Source organism: Streptomyces sp. M41(2017) (assembly GCF_002078175.1).
In the GTDB taxonomy this organism is placed as follows: Bacteria; Actinomycetota; Actinomycetes; order Streptomycetales; family Streptomycetaceae; genus Streptomyces.
The window spans coordinates 1,010,681-1,027,523 of sequence record NZ_MWFK01000001.1 but is presented as its reverse complement, the minus strand read 5'-3'; the positions used below and the strand labels follow the sequence as shown (position 1 = coordinate 1,027,523).

Below are 16,843 nucleotides of genomic sequence, written 5' to 3'. Positions count from 1 at the left end.
GCTCAGGTGGGGCGAGCCGGTTCCGGGCCGGGTGCCGGGGCACGAGGTCGGACCGCCGGTCGAGGCGGAGGGGCGGAGGGGCGGAGGGGCGGAGGGGCCGCGGGGTACGCCGCGCCGGGCGGAGGCCGGGGGGCGCCGGGGTCGGCGGCGGTGTGCGGTGACTCGGGCGGGGATCGCGCCGCCCGAGCGCCGGGCCGTACGGCTCCCGGTCAGCGGGTGGCCGTGTCGTGCCGGAGGGCCGGCCGCGGCACCGCCGGAGGTCGGGGAACGGGCGGAGGCTGCGGCGGTCCACCGGCGCCGGTGGCTGCTGCGCCGGTCGGCGGGACGGCCCGCAGCAGGCCGCGGGCCGGATGGCCCGGACCGGGGCCGGCGGAGGGCGCGCGCGGATGTGGCCGAAGCCGTGCCGTGCCGGGGTCCGGTGGTCGCACGGCTCCCGGTGCACGGGTGGGCGCGGGCCCCGGTCAGAGGGTGTCCGACACTCCGTGGCCGTGGCCGCCGCCCTCGGCGCCGGAGAGCAGGTCGCGGCCGTACTCGACCATCTTCTTCGCGTAGTCCTCGGTCCACTCGGCCCGCTCGGCGATCGCCGCCGTGGTCAGCCGGTCGAAGCGGCGCGGATCGGCGAGCTGCGCGGCCGCGATGGCCTGGAACTCGAGCGCCCGGTCGGCAGCGGCGCGGAACGCCTGCGTCAGCTCCGTGGCCCGGTCCAGCAGCGCGTGGGGATCGTCTATCGACTCCAGGTCGAAGAAGTGCTCCGGGTCCCCGGCGGCCTCCGCGGGCTCGAAGAGCAGGGGCGCGGGGCGAAGCCGCGGTTCGTTCCGACGCGGCGTGGGCTCCGCCATGTCTTCTCCTCCTCGTACGGTTCAGGTGCCCCTCTCGGAAGAGGGCCACCGTCCATTGTCCCCCGGCGGCGCAAGTGGGCCCCGGGGGCCGGGTGCGCCCCCTGCGCGGAGGCCCGGTCCGCCGGCTCGCGCCGGGCCGGTCGCTGGCGGCTCGGTCAGGCGCCGGGACGGTCCCTGGGCCGGGGCTCAGGGGCGCCACGCCACCCGATGTTCCTCCAGATGGGACAACACGGAGTGGTTGGCCTCCCAACCGTCCGGGAACTTCACCGTGACGCCCAGCTGGACCGGCTCGGTCGAGGGATGGTCGTCCAGCAGGTCGCCCACGCCCTCGCGGCACACCACGATGCAGGCGTGCCGGTGCCGGGAGGCGAGCACGCACAGCCGCCCGGTCTCCAGATGGAACGCCGTGGCGTCGGGCCGTCCCGACAGCGGGTGCAGGACGACCGTGACGTCGAACTCCCGCCCCTGGAGCCGGTTCGCCGTGTCGACGGTGACGTCCGTGACGCCGAGGCCCGACAGCGCCGCGCGCACGGCCGCGGCCTGGTCCCGGTGCGCGGTGCCGACCGCGATCCGGTCGGCGGTCAGCGGCACCGGATCCGGCGCCCGCTCCGAGGTGGCCGCGCCGCCCCGGTCGAGCAGCCGCCGGACGACCTCGGCCACCGCCCGTACGGCCTCCGGGTCCGTGCGCGGCGTGTGCCGGGCGGGGAGCTGGAGCAGCCCCCAACCGGACTCCGCCGCCTCGTCGATGACCCGGTCGGTCCCCGAACGGTCCGACGGGACGCCGAAGTTCAGCCGCCGGTCGGCGTGACCGGTGCCGCTGCGGAACGGGGTGTACGGATAGAAGGCGTCGGAGACGAGCGGGGCCGCCGACGCGGGCAGCCTCCAGGACACCGGCAGCCGGTGCTGCGGCAGGTGCGGATTGTGGGCGAGCAGCGTCGTCACCGCGGACGCGGACGGGTCGTACGACAGGCCGGCCCACTGTTCCGAGCCGACGATGGCGAACGGGTCCAACTGGCCCGGGTCACCGACGAACAGCGCCTGCTCGAAGAGTCCCGCGACGGCGAGCAGCGCGTCCGAGCGCATCTGGTACGCCTCGTCCACGATCGCGTGCCGCCAGGGCTCGACCCCCTTGACGTGGGCCCACTTCGCAGCGGTGGAGATGACGACGTCCAGGCCCGCCAGGTCGGCCGCCTTCGTCGACTTGCGGACCTGGTCCAGGCCGTCGAGCGCCTTGTCGTACGGGTCGGAGTCGCTGCTGTGCAGCCGCCCCACCGGCACCTCGGGGGCCTTCTCGGCGATCCGCAGCACCAGGTCGTCGACCTGCGCGTTGGTCTGCGCGATGACCATCAACGGGCGTCCGGCCGCGGCCAGTTCGAGAGCCGCGCGGACCACGAGCGTCGACTTCCCGGCGCCGGGAGGCGAGTCGACGACGACGCCGCGGTCGGTGCCGTGCAGGGTGTCGCGCAGGATCGCGTCGGTGGCGCGGGCGGCCTCGGCACCCGGATCGAAGACGGCGGTCACAGGACGTCCTCCTCGGTCACCGGGTCCGGCAGCGCGTCCGGCTCACCCGGCGGCCCCCCGTGCGTCCACGGCGTGTCCTCCGGCTCGGGCAGCTTGGCGCCGCCGCGCTGCTCGTGCTCGAAGAGGGTGAAGCAGAGGAGGTCCCCCTTCTCCGGCACGGACCCGGCCTCCGGCTCCTTGCCCCGGCCCATCTTGTCGGTGATCCGCAGCACCACGGCGGCACCCCCGTCCTCGTACCCCACGAACTCCGCGGACTGCGGCTTCCCGCCGAGCGAGCGGTACACCTTGGCCCGCTCGCCGAGGTGCGGGCGGTCGTCGGTGCGGACGGTGACCAGCGGACGCGGACTCGGCCGCTTGCCCTCGCTGTACGCCATGACGACGTCGGTGACCACGCCCGCGAACGCCTCTCCGGAGAGCCGCCGTCCCGCCATCACCAGCGGGTCGTCCAGTGCCTCCTGCGCTTCCAGGCGCGCCTGTTCCCGCTCGCGCGTGGCCAGCTTGTTCGCCGCGGTGACCGCGTCGTCCCGGCGCGGCTGCGGCGGTTCGCCCGCCACCACCCGGTCGCGGTGACCGGTGAACGACCAGCGGTCCCGGGTCCACCGGTCGGCCGCGCGCGGTCCCTCCGGCAGGGCGCGCAGCAGGTCGAGCCCTTGCCAGACCGCGTCCCAGGTGGGCCGGGTGACGCTCGCGACGAGATCACGGATCCGCCGCTCGGCCGCGGTCAGCTCACCGAGCCGGTCGTCCGCCTCGACGCCGTCCTCGGCGGCGGCGAACGCCGTCCGCGCGCGGTCGTACGCCTCGATGGCGGGGGCGAGCAGCTGGTTGTCGAAGGCGGGGTCGGTGGCGGGGCCGGCGGGCGGCCACACCAACTGGCCCCGGGTGTCCCGCTGCAGCTCGGCCCGCACCGCGGCCTCGGCACCCGGCTCGCCCTCCGGAGGGTCGATCCAGGCCAGCAGCGCTCCGAGGTGCTGGTCCTCCAGGCTGCTCTGGCCGGTCGCCCAGTGCCGCGAGAGCACGTCGGTGAGAGCGAGCAGCAGGGCGGAGCCGGGCACCCGGGCCCGCTCCCCGAAGTGGGTGAGCCAGCGCCCGGACAGCGGCACCCGCGGCGGCGCCGGATGCGGTGCCTCGGGATCCTGCTCGGCGGTCCGGCGGAACCGGGTGGAGCGCCCGAGGAGCCGCACGAACTCGATGCCCGCGCGGCCCGGCACGATCAACTGCGGCGCGTCCGAGCACAGTTCGACCTCGACCTTGACGCGCTTGCCGGTCTCCGGGTCGGTGTCGCTGCGCTCGGCCGCCTCGACCACGTCCGCGAACGTGTCGATGTACGGCAGGACGACGTCCGCCAGCTCGGCGAGGAACGCGAACCGCAGGTCACGGTCGCGGGGCTGTGGCACGACCAGCAGGCGCGGCGCGTCGCGGTCGGTGCCGACGAGCGCGCCCAGCGGCGCTCCCGCCTCGCCCGCGGTGGTCAACGGCACGAACACCAGCGGCCGCTCGACGAGATGGCGGTGCAGCACGGTGGCGGTGGGCTGCGCCCGGCCGCTCTCGACGGCCTCCAGCCGGGCGAGCGTGGAGATCAGCGACATGTGCGTGCCTCCCGCACCCTGCCCAGGGTGGCGCCGGCCGTGGGCACGGCGGCCGGGGTGACGGACGCCTCCGCTCCCAGGTGCGGGGCCGGACCGCTCCCGGCCGCTTCCGGCGGGGCGAGTGTGGAGATCAGCGACATGTGCGTGCCTCCCGCACCCTGCCCAGGGTGGCGGCGGCCGTGGGCACGGCGGCCGGGGTGACGGACGCCTCCGCTCCCAGGTGCGGGGCCGGACCGCTCCCGGCCGCTTCCGGCGGGGCGAGTGTCGAGGTCAGCGGCATGCGGTCGCCTCCAGACCCTCGCCCGTGGTGGCGCGCGCCGGGACCTGCGCCGGGACGGGGGCGCGGGAGCCCAGCGCCTCCGCCCTCAGGTACGCCGCTCTGCGGAGCGCGGCGACGGCCGGGTCGTCCGGATCGCCGGCCTCCCCGTGCGCCGCCGCGAGGACGTCGGTCACCGTCGTCAGACCGCCCAGTTCGGCCCGCAGGGAGCGGCCCAGGGAGGTCACGGCGCCCGCCGCGCGCGAGCGGGCCCGGCAGTGGAAGGCCAGCTCGCAGGCGGACAGGCATTCGGGCGCGTACGTCGCGGGAACCGCCTCGACGGCCGTGATCAGCTCCTCGGCCGGGAGGTCGGGGGAGAAGCAGCTGCCCTCGGGCAGGGCCGCCGCGATGTCCTCGACCCGGGTGAGGCGCGCGAGCTGCCGGCGGGTGACGGCACGCTGCTTGCGCACGTCGACGGCCGAGGCGGTGGGGAGGTTGGAGAAGTCCTTCGGGCACACCAGCAGGACGCGGTGGCGGACCTCGGGAGCGGGCTCGATGCGGGCCGCGACCTCCTCCAGCGCGAGGACGTACACCGCGGACTGCCGGGCGGCGGCGCCCACCTTCGCCGGGTCGGCCGAACCGTCCAGCATCGGGAACGACTTGATCTCGACGACCGTCCAGCCGCCGTCGGGGTGCACGACCACCGCGTCCGGCTCCAGGAACGCGGCGGAACCCGCGACGTCCAGGGCGAGCATCGGATGGTCCAGCAGCGTCCAGCCGCCGGTGCCGGTGGCCTCGCGCAGGGCGAGGGCCGTACGCGCGGCACGCCCTTCGGGACCGACCGCGCTCAGGTCGGGCACGGCACCGGAGCCCGGTGCCTCGGCGCCGGGGTCGAGCTTCTCGTGGACCAGCCGCAGCAGCTCGGCGCCGCCGTCGGCCTTGACGCGTGCCTCGAACGCGTTGCCCCGCATGAAGGCGAACTGCGACTGGCCGAACGCGGACGGCGCACCGAGGGCGCCCGCCAGCTTCGCCTTGTCGACCCCCGCGCCGTCCAGCAGGGCCCGGCGGTCGCAGCCCGGGTTGGCCGCGAGCGCCGCGAGGGCGCGCGCGTCCAGTGCCTTCGGTGGGACGTCCGGACCGCGCAGCTCAGCGAGCTGCTGCCGCAGCGCCGTCCCCCGCGTCCGCGGGAGAGGCACCCGGCTCGGCTCCCGGTCCGGATCGGGACTCGCGCTGTCGGGGGATGCGTTCACCCGGGGAAGTCTGGCACCCCGCACTGACAATCGCGGAACCCTCGCCCCGCGCGACACCCGCGACCCAGGGGACACGGCCCTCGAAGAGCGACCACAGACGGTTCGCCGTGCGCATCACGAACGGGGTCAGCAGCAGGCCGACGCCCATCACGGCGGCGCCCGCGACGGCGTCCAGGAAGTAGTGGTTGGCGGTGCCCATCACGACGATCGTGGTGAACAGCGGATAGACGACACCGGCGACCTTCGCGGCGGGCGTCCGGCCGTGTCGCCACAGCATCACGCCGCACCACAGTGCCCAGCCGACGTGCAGGCTCGGCATCGCCGCGTACTGGTTCGTCATCCCGCCCATGCCGCGCGGGGCGCTCGCCTCGCCGCCCCACCAGCCGTAGTCGCTGTACTGGGCCATCGTGTCGACGAAGCCGTGCCCCGGCGACAGCAGGCGGGGCGGGCAGGTCGGCAGCAGGGTGAAGCCGATCAGACCGATGAACGTGGAGGTCATCAGCCAGGTGCGGGCCGCGCGGTAGCGGACGGCCCGGGAGCGGAACAGCCAGACGAGGATGGCGGGCGTCACCAGGTAGTGCAGTGACGCGTACCAGAAGTCGGCGGGTACGCCCAGCCATGCCTCGCGCGTGAACAGCCGGTTCAGCGGGTGCTCGGCGTTGAGGCGGAGGACCTTCTCGATCCGCAGGATCTGCAGGCCGTGGTCGACCGCGCCGGCGGTGTCGCCCCGGGCGAGCAGCCGGCCCGCCGAGTAGCAGGCGTACACGAGGACTATCAGCGGGAGCTCGGTCCACCAGCGGAGCCGGCCCTGCGCGGCCGCGGACCTGCGCAGCTCGGTCCACCGGCGCAGACGGGCGCGTGGTGCCGCCTCCGTACGCGGTGCATCGGTCTGCGGCATCCGATCGCCCTCCCCCATCTGCTCGTGGCCCTTCGTCTCGTCTGTCGTGACCCGACAGTCTGCAGTCTGCTGACGGCGGTGTGTGGCCACATGGGATTTTACGGTGCGTGCGGCCGCGCCGAAGGGGCGCCCCCGGTCCTCAAAGACGCGGAGATCGCCCCCCGGGTTGCCTCGCGCGCCGGTGCGCGATGATGGAGTGACCGACCTGTCAGCGGTTCCGAGTGCCCGTCCCCCTCGCGCCGCCCGTCCCGGAAAGGCTCTTCTCCATGGCACCGCGCATCCTGCTGGCCCGGCACGGACAGACCGAATGGTCGCTGTCCGGAAAGCACACCGGCAGGACCGACATCCCCCTCCTCGACGAGGGGCGGCGCGGCGCCAAGCTGCTGGGCGAGCGGCTGCACCGGCCACCCCTGGACGGGCTCCGCGGTGTCGAGGTGCGCACCAGCCCGCTGGTCCGCGCGCGGGAGACCTGCGAACTCGCCGGTTTCGGGGACCGCGCCGACACCTGGGACGCGCTCATGGAGTGGGACTACGGCGCCTACGAGGGGATGACCCCGGCCGAGATCCAGGCGGTCCGGCCCGGCTGGTTCATCTGGCGCGACGGCGTCCCCGGGGGCGAGACCCTGGAACAGGTCACCGCGCGCGCGGACGAGGTCGTCTCCTGGGCCCGCTCCGCCGACCGTGACGTGCTGGTCTTCGCCCACGGCCACATCCTGCGGTCGATAGGCGCGCGCTGGCTCGGGCTCCCGCTGGACTTCGCGGCCCGCGTCCGCCTGAACCCGACGTCGCTGTCGGTGCTCGGCTGGGCCTACGGCGAGCCGGCCATCGAGACGTGGAACGACTGCGGACACCTGAGCGTCTGAGCGGCGGCTCCGGCGGCTGTCATGCCGTGCGCGGCAGGCTCGCGTGGCGGTCCAGGAACGCCGAGACGCCCGAGGCCCTGCGGTGCGGGAGCAGGACCCGGGCCGTGCCCGCCAGCATGGTCTGGATGCGGGAGGACTGGACCTCGCTCAGCAGCTCCAGGACGCGCAGCCCGGCGACGGCGGCCTCGTCCGGCCGCCCGCCGCGCGCCAGGTCGTCGGCCAGCTCGGCGGTGTAGAGGGCGATGTTGCGGGTGAAGTGCGGGTCCTGGAGATCGGCCGCGCGGCGGGCGTGCCGGGCCGCCCGGGGCCAGTCGCCCAGCATCGACCAGCACTGCGCCTCCAGACCCTCCAGTTCGGCCTCCCCGTAGAACGTCATCCACTCGGGGTCCGTCTCGGCGGGGCCGCGCGCGTAGAGGGCGTGCGCACGGGCCATCGCCTGCTCGCAGCTCCTGCGGTCGGCGAGTCCCGCCCAGCCGCCCGCCTCGCGCAGCGCGAGCAGCGAGAGCAGGCGGGGGGAGCCGAGGGGGCGGGCCGCGCGCTGGGCCGCCTGGGCCGCGCGCACCGCCTCGCGCGGGCGGCCGGCGTCACGGGCGAGGAACGCGGTGTTGCAGAAGGCGTGCGCTTCGAGGCCCCCGTCGTCGGCCATCCGCGCGGTCGCGAGCGCCTCCGCGTAGTGCGAGCGGGCGTCGTCGAAGCGCCCGGAGTCGTGGGCGAGCCAGCCCACCGAGATGGCCAGTTCTCCCGCGCCGGAGTACAGCCGGTCGGCGGTCGCCCGCCGGGTGGTGCCGGCGTCGAGCAGCTCGTAGGCGGTGCGCAGCGGGGCCGCCGCGCGCCGGTACAGGCCGTCGGCCCCGTGCCGGTCGTCCAGCAGCCGGATCTTGCGGACCGCCTCCTCCAGGGCGCCGGCCTCGGAGGTTCCCGCGCGGTGGACCCGCCGTTCGGCGGCCGCGGCGCTGTTGCCGAAGGCCACCGCGAAGGGTCCGAGTGAGGCCGCCGCCACGGTGGCGGTGCCTCCCGTCATGAATGCGCGACGCTGCACGTCGCTCTCCTCGTGGTTCTGACCGTGTTCCTCGTACGGGGCGTACGGATCGCATCCGGGATGCGGGTCGTACGGGGCGTGCGGATCGTGCGCGGCGTACGGGGTCTGCGGCTCGTAGGGGGTGGGGTGATACGGGTTCGGCGTCTCGTACGTCCCTCGCGCCTCGTCCGTCTCGTACGAGGCGGACGAAGGGCTCGTGGGGTGCTCGGGGGGCGCCTCGTCCGTGCCCCGCGCCCCGCGTCCGCGTACCCATGAGCGGGGTGCGAAACCCAGGTCGGTCAGCGTGCGGCCGGGGAACATGTGCAGGAACACCCGCTCGTACGCGTAGTTGGGACAGCGGATCTCGCCCGCCTCGACGCGCCCGATGTAGCGCGCGTCGCAGCTCACCCGCTCGCCGATGTCGCGCGCGGCCCGCCGGACCAGCGCGGCGAACTCGCCGGGGGAGCGCGGGCCGCGCAACCGCCTGAAGGCGAGATTCGGCCGGGGTGGCCTGGGGGACGGGGACGAGGTCACCGTTGACGACGCCATGGCCGGGCCCTCTCTTGCGAACCGTCGAACCATGCCGGAGGCGGGGCGAGTTGCCCGGGTTGTGCCCAGTAGATGCCTGCTTCCGGCGGGGCAAGAACGTACCTGCTGTGACGACGCCACCACGCTGGGTTTGGCTACAAACCGGATATCTCATCCACGATCTGCCATGAACTGCCATCCTTTGCGGCGCAGTTTCGCCGTAGCCGTTGACGTCCTGGCGCGTTGAACCCGATGGACCGGGAGCCGCCCGAACTCCCGACCCACTCGTCATGAGGAGGGGTTCCGTTGGAGGCCGGGATGCAGATCAGGCAGAGCACCGAGGCACGTACACCGCTGTCGACGGCACAGTACGGACCGTCCCCGGACTACGGCGCCCCCCGGCGCCCGGTCGCCGAGTGCGACCTCGTGACCGTTCCGGCACGTCAGGGGCTGGAGGCGGTCGACATCCTGCGCCGCGGCGCAGGAGACGCCGTGGGGCCCGTGCTGCACGACGACGACTGCGACACCCTCGGCTTCCTGGTGCCGCCGGGCACCGCGGACGCCTGGGACGTGCCGGGCAGCACCTGCACCCAGACGGAGGGCCGCGGCCTGCGGCTGGCGCCCGAGCCCCCGGTGGAGGGTTCGGACTGGCTCCTGCCGCCCGGCGAGGCCGACCTCGCCACCGACCCGGCGGTGCTGCGGGCCGCACTGGGCGAGGCGGCCCGGCTCATCGAGGCCGCGGACGGCTGCCGGTGACGGCGCCGGCCGCCCGCCGTCCGTCCCCGGTGACCCGCCGCTGAGCCGAGCCGTCCGCGCCCCCCGATAATGGCGGGATGGCACGGGCGAAGAACCAGCGGTCGGACGAGCGCCGCGACACGGGACGGGCCGCGCGGCGCGGTCAGGCGGCCGAGGCGGTCGTCGAGACCGTCGACGGCGGGCTCGCCGAGCTGCTGCCCGACCGGGACCGGGCGCGCGCCTGGACGCTGCTCATCGACGGCGCCCCGCAGTCCCACGTGGACCTCGACGACCCGTCCTACCTGAGCTTCGAGTACCAGCGCCGCCTCGGCCACGTCATCGACCTCGTCGCACCGACCGGCAAGCCCGTGCAGGCCGTGCACCTCGGCGGCGGCGCACTCAGTCTCGCCCGCTACACCGCCGGGACCCGCCCCCGGTCCACCCAGCAGGTAGTCGAGCGGGACGCCGCACTCGTCCAACTGGTCCGCCGCGAGCTGCCGTTGGACCCGAACGCCCGGATCAGGGTGCGGTCCACGGACGCCCGCGAAGGTCTCGCCAAGGTGCCCGACGGCTGGGCCGACCTGGTCATAGCGGACGTCTTCAGCGGCGCGCGCACCCCGGCCCACCTCACGTCCGTCGAGTTCGTCACCGAGGTCCGCCGTGCTCTGAAGGCTTCCGGGGTCTACGCCGCGAACCTCGCCGACGGACCGCCGCTCGCCCATCTCCGCGGCCAGATCGCCACCGTGGCCGCCGTCTTCCCCGAACTCGCCCTGATCGCCGACCCGGCGGTACTGCGCGGCAAACGCTTCGGCAACGCCGTCCTCGTCGCCTCCGGGCTGCCGCTCCCGGTCGCGGAACTCACCCGCCGTGCGGCCTCCGATCCGCACCCCGCGCGGGTCGAACACGGCAGGCAGCTCGCCGACTTCACGGGCGGCGCCGTACCGGTCACCGACGCGGTGGCCGTGGCGTCACCGGCCCCGCCGCCCTCGGTCTTCCGCTGAACCGGAGCCCGGCCCACGGCAGGACCTGGCCCGGCGGGACGTCAGTACGTCCCGATCTCCACGCGGGGCGGCCCGTCGTGCCAGGTGCAGAACACCGACACCCGGTCCGCGCCCGCGGAGTACTCCACGCGGATCCACGACTCGGTCTTCCACACCTGCATCGACCAGCCGGCCTTCGGCGTCGCCGAGACCAGCGTCGCGTAGGCGGGACCGATGTCGAAGACCGCCCGGCCGCCATCGGTGTCGTAGCTCTTGACCTGGCCGGAGGCGCTGGGGGAGGCGGGCGGGGCGCTGCCGTCCGGTGTCGCGGACGGCGACGGTGTCGCGCTCGGCCGGGGCGTCGCCGACGGCCTGCCCGACGCCTTCTTCGACGGCTCGGCCCGATGGGTGGAGGAGGCCAGTGGCTTCGACTCCTGCGTCGTCGCGCCGGCCGCCGTGATGGGCAGGGCGCGCGGCGGGTCGTAGGCCGTCCCCGTCATCACCGTGTGCACGCCCCACCACGACAGCGTGACCGCCGCGCCCGTGGCGAGCGACCACGCGAGTACGTGTACGAATCCTCTGCGCATCGCGGCCATACTGCACCACGCGCCCCACGGGTGTCTCAGGGACCCGGCACCGCCGGGAGGCGCCGCGGACGTCCGGCCGGGATTGTCCACAGGTGCCCGGAACAGGTTGTCCACAGGCACCCTGGGGCATCGCCCGGATGGGCTACGGTGCCGCCCATGGCAAGTGTGCTCGTGGTCGAGGACGACCAGTTCGTGCGCTCGGCCCTCATCCGGCATCTGACCGAGGCCGCACACACCGTGCGCAGCGTCGGTACGGCCCTGGAGGCGCTGCGCGAGGTCGCCCATTTCTCCTTCGACGTCGTGATCCTCGACCTCGGACTGCCCGATCTGGACGGGTCCGAGGCGCTGAAGATGCTGCGCGGCATCACCGACGTGCCGGTCATCATCGCCACCGCGCGGGACGACGAGACGGAGATCGTGCGCCTGCTGAACGACGGCGCGGACGACTACCTGACCAAGCCGTTCTCGGTCGAGCACCTGTCGGCGCGGATGGCCGCCGTGCTGCGCCGTTCCCGCACGAGCACGGCCGACGCCCCGCCGTCCACGGTCATCCGCGTCGGCGGCCTCGCCATCGACCCGCTGCGCCGCCAGGCCGAGCTGGACGGCGTACGACTCGACCTCACCCGGCGCGAGTTCGACCTGCTCGCCTTCCTCGCCGGGCGCCCCGGCGTCGTCGTCCCGCGCAAGGAGCTGCTCGCCGAGGTGTGGCAGCAGGCGTACGGCGACGACCAGACCATCGACGTCCATCTGTCCTGGCTCCGCCGCAAGCTGGGCGAGACGGCGGCCCGGCCGCGCTATCTGCACACCCTGCGCGGCGTCGGCGTGAAGCTGGAGCCGCCGAGGGCGGAGCGACCGCTGTGAGGTGGGCCCTGGTCAAGGTCTGCGTGGCGGTGACCACGATGGTCGTCGTCGCCTTCGCGGTGCCGCTCGGCCTGGTCATCAAGGAGATGGCACGCGACCGGGCGTTCTCGAACGCCGAGCGGGAGGCCGCCGCCATCGCGCCCGCCCTCTCCATCACCACCGACCGGGACGAGCTGGAGCGCGTCGTCGCCTCGGCCGGCTCGGACGCGGGCATCGGCGTGCACATACCCGCCGCCGACCGGGAACCGGCGGTCGAGATCGGCAAGCGGCGTGCCGCAGCCAAGGACATCGCCATGACCCGCAAGCTCGGCCGGGCCTCCACCACGGAGGTGGCCGGTGGATCGACCCTGCTCCAGCCCATCGCCATCAGCTCGGGCGAGATCGCGGTCGTCGAGGTGTACGTCCCCGAGGCCGAGGTCAGCAACGGCGTGGGCACCGCCTGGGCGGTCCTCGCCGCGGTCGGCGTCGCGCTCATCATCGGCTCCGTCGCGGTCGCCGACCGGCTCGGCATCCGTATGGTCCAGCCCGCGCAGCGCCTGGTCGAGAGCGCGCACGAGCTGGGCGAGGGGAAGCTCGGCTCCCGGGTGCCCGAGGAGGGCCCCACCGAACTGCGGCTGGCCGCCGTCGCGTTCAACGCGATGGCCGACCAGGTCGTCCAACTCCTCGCCAACGAACGGGAGCTGGCCGCCGACCTCTCGCACCGGCTGCGCACCCCGCTGACCGTGCTCCGCCTCAACACCGCCTCGCTCGGCGACGGTCCGGCGGCCGAGCAGACCCGGGCCGCCGTCGAGCAGCTGGAGCGCGAGGTGGACACGATCATCCGGACGGCCCGGGACGCCAAGCCGCAGACCGCGGCGATCGGAGTCGGCGCCGGCTGCGACGCGGCCGAAGTGGTCCGCGAGCGGATGGACTTCTGGTCGGCGCTCGCCGAGGACGAGGGCCGCAAGGTGCGCGTGGCCGGGGTGGACCGGCCGGTCCGCATCCCCGTGGCCCGCGCCGATCTCGCGGCCGCGCTCGACGCCCTCCTCGGCAACGTCTTCCGGCACACCGCCGAGGGCACGGCGTTCGCGGTCGACGTGCACAACGGCGAGGACGCGGTGATCGTGCTGGTGTCGGACGCGGGCCCCGGCATCGTGGACCCCGAGGCCGCCATGGCACGCGGCCGGGGCTCGGGCAACGACGGCTCGACCGGGCTCGGCCTGGACATCGTGCGCCGGCTCGCGGAGTCGACCGGCGGTGACGTACGGATCGGTTCCTCCGTGCTGGGCGGGACCGAGGTGCGCATCTGGATCCAGCTCGACGGCCGGGCGCCGGTCCGCCGCGGTCACCGGGGGACGGTCCGCCGCCGCAGGCGCGGCGCCGGCGTGAGCTGAGCCAGGCCGCGGTACGGAGCTCCGGCCGCGGGTGACCACGAGGGACCGGCCGTCCGGCGGCGCCCCCGCTCCAGGGCGATCCGCTCCCGCGCCAGGACGATCCGCCCTCGCGCCAGGACGATCCGCCCCGCGCCGGGCCGTTCCGTCTCTGTGCGGGCCCTTCCCCGCTCCCGCGCCGACCTCGCCGAACCGCCCATATTGGTCTCGACCTTTAACCGTCCCCGATGCCTTCCTTAAGCGGACCCTAAGATCCGCAACCGCCGCCCGGATGGGCCGGTATGACCGATTCCGGATCGCTAGCGTGTGCCGCACCCCCATGGGACACCCCCCTGAGAACCCCGTGAAACCGCGAAGGCAGGCACGCGATGAGCAGTACGCACCGGCGCAAGGTCAGTGGCAGGAACAAGGCGATAGGCGGCGTGGTCGCCGCGGCCGTGGTAGGCGGCGGCGCCCTCCTGTTCACCGGCAGCGCGCAGGCGGCGAGCGTCGGCGCGGCGTACACGAAGACCAGCGACTGGTCGACCGGATACACCGCCCAGTACGTCGTCACCAACGACACGGCCCAGGCGAAGAAGGACTGGAAGCTGGAGTTCGACCTGCCCTCCGGCAACACGCTCGGCTCGCTCTGGAACGCCACGTCGAAAGTGAGCGGTCAGCACGTGACCGTGAGCCCCCCGTCCTGGGACAAGGACGGGCTGGCGCCCGGCGCGACCGTCACCGTTGGATTCGTGGTGAACGGCACCGCCGACCCGACCGGTTGCCTCATCGACGACGCCAAGTGCTCGGTGGACGGCGGCGCCACGCCCGAACCGAGCGGCCGCCCGAGCGGGTCCGCGAGCCCCACGGCGAGCCCCGAGCCGACCGCCACCGCCTCGCAGAGCGAGAGCCCGAAGCCGACCGCGACGGCCACCACCGCGACCCCCACCCAGAGTTCGGGCAGCGGCAGCGCCACGACGGCGGGCTTCGCGCCCTACGTCGACACCTCGCTCTACCCGGCCTTCGACCTCGTCAAGGCGGCCGAGGCCACCGGCGTGAAGAACTACAACCTCGCCTTCATCACCGACGGCGGCGGCTGCACCCCCAAGTGGGGCGGCGTCAGCGATCTCGCGAGTGACGCGGTGGCCTCCCAGATCGGCGCCCTGCGCGCCAAGGGCGGCGACGTCCGGGTCTCCTTCGGCGGCGCCTCGGGCTCCGAGCTGGCCACCACCTGCTCCTCGGCGGACGCGCTCGCGGCGGCGTACGGCAAGGCCGTCGACGCGTACAAGCTCACGAAGGTCGACTTCGACATCGAGGGCGGGGCGCTGCCGAACACGGCCGCGAACACCACCCGCGCGAAGGCCGTCGCCAAGCTCCAGCAGCAGCACCCCGGCCTGGACGTCTCGTTCACGCTGCCGGTCATGCCCGAGGGCCTCACCCAGGACGGCGTGAACCTCCTCTCCGACGCCAAGTCGAACGGCGTGCAGATCAACACCGTGAACATCATGGCGATGGACTACGGCCCCGCGTACAGCGGTGACATGGGCACCTACGCCGAGCAGGCGGCCACCGCCACCCAGGCGCAGATCAAGGGGGTCCTCGGCCTCTCCGACAGCGCCGCGTGGAAGGCCGTCGCCATCACCCCGATGATCGGCGTCAACGACGTCTCCTCCGAGGTCTTCAAGGTCGACGACGCCGCGCAGCTGGTGACGTTCGCGCAGTCGAAGGGCCTCGGCTGGCTCTCCATGTGGTCCGCGACCCGCGACAAGCAGTGCGCCGGCGGCGCCAAGAACTCCGCCGACCCGGTCTGCAGCTCCATCACGCAGAGCGACGGCGCCTTCTCGAAGGCCTTCGGGGCCTACAAGTAGCCATCCGAAAACGGGGGTTGCGTGCCCCGGCCGGACTCCGCACCCCCCACCCGGCCGGGGCGTCGTAGCGTTCCTCCCCGCCCGGAGACACATCGGGGCGCGGCACCCCCCTCGGTGCCGCGCCCCGTTCCCGTGTCCCCGCCCCTTGTTCCTCCGCGCGGGCCCGCGCGCCCGGCCTACTCGGCGGGCGCGACCGGCGCGAGCGTCCCGGTGCGCGCGGCCCGGCCGTACCAGTGGGCGCTCGACTTCGGGGTGCGGACCTGGGTCGCGTAGTCGACGTACACCGCGCCGAACCGCTTGCCGTAGCCGTACGCCCACTCGAAGTTGTCCAGCAGGGACCAGAGGTAGTAGCCGCGGACGTCCGCGCCGTCGGCGATCGCCCGGTGCACGGCGGACAGGTGGCCGTTCAGGTAGGCGATGCGCTCGGGGTCGTGGACGCGGCCGTCCGGGTCCGGCTTGTCGTCGTAGGCGGCGCCGTTCTCCGTCACGTACAGCGGCAGGCCCGGCACCTCGCGGGTGTAGCGCATGATCAGGTCGTGCAGACCCGACGGGTCGATCGTCCAGCCCATCTCCGTGCGCTCGCCCGGCGTCTGGTGGAACGCGACGTCGTCGGCCCCGGGCCAGGGGGAGTGCGAGCTGGCACCGTGGCCGTCCGCGCGCGGACCGTCCGCGGGCGCCTCGGCGGCCGAGACCAGCGTCGGCGTGTAGTAGTTGAGACCGAGCGCGTCCAGCGGCTGCTTGATCGTCTTGAGGTCGCCCTCCTGGACGAACGACCAGTCGGTGACCGACCGGGTCGCCGCGAGGAGCGTCTGCGGGTACGCGCCGTGCAGCATCGGTCCGTGGAAGATGCCGTTGGCGAGATCGTCGATGCGCTGCACGGCGTCCAGGTCCGCCGGGTCCTGCGAAACGGGCCTGACCACCGAGGAGTTGAGGCTCACCGCGACCGAGTTGCGGGACGGCATCACGGAACGCAGCGCCGACGTGCCGAGCCCGTGGGCCAGATTGAGGTGGTGGGCCGCGCGCAGGGCGGCCACCGGGTCCGTCCGGCCGGGAGCGTGCACGCCGGAGCCGTAGCCGAGGAACGCGCTGCACCAGGGCTCGTTGAGGGTGATCCACTGCTCGACGCGGTCGCCGAGCGCCTCCCCCACGATCTGCGCGTACTCCGCGAACCGCAGCGCCGTCTCCCGCTCGGGCCAGCCGCCCGCGTCCTCCAGCTCCTGCGGCAGGTCCCAGTGGTAGAGGGTGACGGCGGGCTTGATGCCGTGCGCGAGCAGCTCGTCCACCAGCCGGCGGTAGAAGTCGAGGCCGCGCTGCACGGCGGGACCCCGGCCGGTCGGCTGCACCCGCGACCAGGAGACGGAGAAGCGGTACGCGCTCAGACCGAGGTCGGCCATCAGGGCCACGTCGTCGCGGTAGCGGTGGTAGTGGTCGACAGCGATGTCACCGTGCTCGCCGCCGGCCGTCCTGCCCGGCGTATGGCTGAAGGTGTCCCAGATCGAGGGGGTGCGGCCGTCCTCCCGCACCGCCCCCTCGATCTGGTACGCGGAGGTCGCCGCACCCCAGAGAAAGGCCGGAGGGAAGGTCAGGGGCGATACGGACTCAGGCATGGAAGCGCTCCCAAGGGGGTCGTGAAGACCGACGGGTTGGAGGAGGGGAGAGGCGGGAGTACGGGGGCCGGGGCAGCGGTGGCCCGGCCCCCGGGCG

The 16,843-nt window shown here is 74.2% G+C and carries 14 protein-coding genes; 6 read left to right on the top strand and 8 right to left on the bottom strand.

The window, feature by feature from the left end:
- Window positions 1–461 precede the first annotated feature (461 nt).
- The 5 genes from B0675_RS04525 to B0675_RS04505 form a co-directional block, all read right to left on the bottom strand.
- Window positions 462–839: a hypothetical protein gene (locus B0675_RS04525; RefSeq protein WP_081217435.1), complete on the bottom strand. Its 378-nt coding sequence runs from the start codon at window positions 837–839 to the stop codon at window positions 462–464.
- Window positions 840–1,025: 186 nt separating this feature from the next.
- The gene (locus B0675_RS04520) at window positions 1,026–2,360 is read right to left on the bottom strand and encodes an AAA domain-containing protein (RefSeq protein ID WP_081217434.1); all 1,335 of its coding nucleotides are present in this window, start codon (window positions 2,358–2,360) and stop codon (window positions 1,026–1,028) included.
- The gene (locus B0675_RS04515; RefSeq protein ID WP_081217433.1) at window positions 2,357–3,946 is read right to left on the bottom strand and encodes a hypothetical protein; all 1,590 of its coding nucleotides are present in this window, start codon (window positions 3,944–3,946) and stop codon (window positions 2,357–2,359) included. The genes B0675_RS04520 and B0675_RS04515 overlap by 4 nt, the downstream gene beginning before the upstream one ends.
- Window positions 3,947–4,216: 270 nt before the next feature.
- Window positions 4,217–5,398 (bottom strand): hypothetical protein, encoded by a 1,182-nt coding sequence (locus B0675_RS04510; RefSeq protein WP_081217432.1) that lies wholly within the window; start codon window positions 5,396–5,398, stop codon window positions 4,217–4,219.
- Window positions 5,349–6,350 (bottom strand): phosphatase PAP2 family protein, encoded by a 1,002-nt coding sequence (locus tag B0675_RS04505; RefSeq protein ID WP_081217431.1) that lies wholly within the window; start codon window positions 6,348–6,350, stop codon window positions 5,349–5,351. The genes B0675_RS04510 and B0675_RS04505 overlap by 50 nt, the downstream gene beginning before the upstream one ends.
- A gap of 266 nt (window positions 6,351–6,616) precedes the next feature.
- On the opposite strand from B0675_RS04505, the gene B0675_RS04500 reads away from it, so the two are divergent.
- Complete coding sequence (locus tag B0675_RS04500) at window positions 6,617–7,213, top strand: histidine phosphatase family protein (RefSeq protein ID WP_081217430.1); 597 nt, start codon at window positions 6,617–6,619, stop codon at window positions 7,211–7,213.
- A 19-nt stretch (window positions 7,214–7,232) separates the two neighbouring features.
- Here the strand turns inward: B0675_RS04500 and B0675_RS04495 are convergent, their stop codons facing one another.
- Entirely contained in the window at window positions 7,233–8,780 is a 1,548-nt protein-coding gene (locus B0675_RS04495; protein WP_081217429.1) for a DUF3824 domain-containing protein, read from the bottom strand.
- A gap of 297 nt (window positions 8,781–9,077) precedes the next feature.
- Between B0675_RS04495 and B0675_RS04490 the strand changes: the two genes are divergently transcribed.
- Window positions 9,078–9,515, top strand: coding sequence for a hypothetical protein (locus tag B0675_RS04490; RefSeq protein ID WP_081221584.1), 438 nt, complete (start codon window positions 9,078–9,080; stop codon window positions 9,513–9,515).
- A gap of 77 nt (window positions 9,516–9,592) precedes the next feature.
- Window positions 9,593–10,495 carry a fused MFS/spermidine synthase gene (locus tag B0675_RS04485; protein WP_081217428.1) on the top strand — a complete coding sequence of 301 codons (903 nt, stop codon included), beginning with the start codon at window positions 9,593–9,595 and terminating at the stop codon, window positions 10,493–10,495.
- A 41-nt stretch (window positions 10,496–10,536) separates the two neighbouring features.
- Here B0675_RS04485 and B0675_RS04480 read toward each other — a convergent pair whose 3' ends face one another.
- Entirely contained in the window at window positions 10,537–11,061 is a 525-nt protein-coding gene (locus B0675_RS04480; protein WP_081221583.1) for a hypothetical protein, read from the bottom strand.
- A 156-nt stretch (window positions 11,062–11,217) separates the two neighbouring features.
- Here B0675_RS04480 and B0675_RS04475 point away from each other — a divergent pair, with 156 nt between their 5' ends.
- The 3 genes from B0675_RS04475 (at window position 11,218) to B0675_RS04465 (ending at window position 15,139) form a co-directional block, all read left to right on the top strand.
- The gene (locus B0675_RS04475) at window positions 11,218–11,922 is read left to right on the top strand and encodes a response regulator transcription factor (RefSeq protein ID WP_081217427.1); all 705 of its coding nucleotides are present in this window, start codon (window positions 11,218–11,220) and stop codon (window positions 11,920–11,922) included.
- Entirely contained in the window at window positions 11,919–13,295 is a 1,377-nt protein-coding gene (locus B0675_RS04470; protein WP_081217426.1) for a HAMP domain-containing sensor histidine kinase, read from the top strand. The genes B0675_RS04475 and B0675_RS04470 overlap by 4 nt, the downstream gene beginning before the upstream one ends.
- Before the next feature lie 365 nt (window positions 13,296–13,660).
- On the top strand, window positions 13,661–15,139 hold the full coding sequence (locus tag B0675_RS04465) for a cellulose binding domain-containing protein (RefSeq protein WP_081217425.1): 1,479 nt from the start codon (window positions 13,661–13,663) through the stop codon (window positions 15,137–15,139).
- 176 nt (window positions 15,140–15,315) lie between these two features.
- Here B0675_RS04465 and B0675_RS04460 read toward each other — a convergent pair whose 3' ends face one another.
- Complete coding sequence (locus B0675_RS04460) at window positions 15,316–16,746, bottom strand: GH1 family beta-glucosidase (RefSeq protein ID WP_081217424.1); 1,431 nt, start codon at window positions 16,744–16,746, stop codon at window positions 15,316–15,318.
- Window positions 16,747–16,843: the final 97 nt, after the last annotated feature.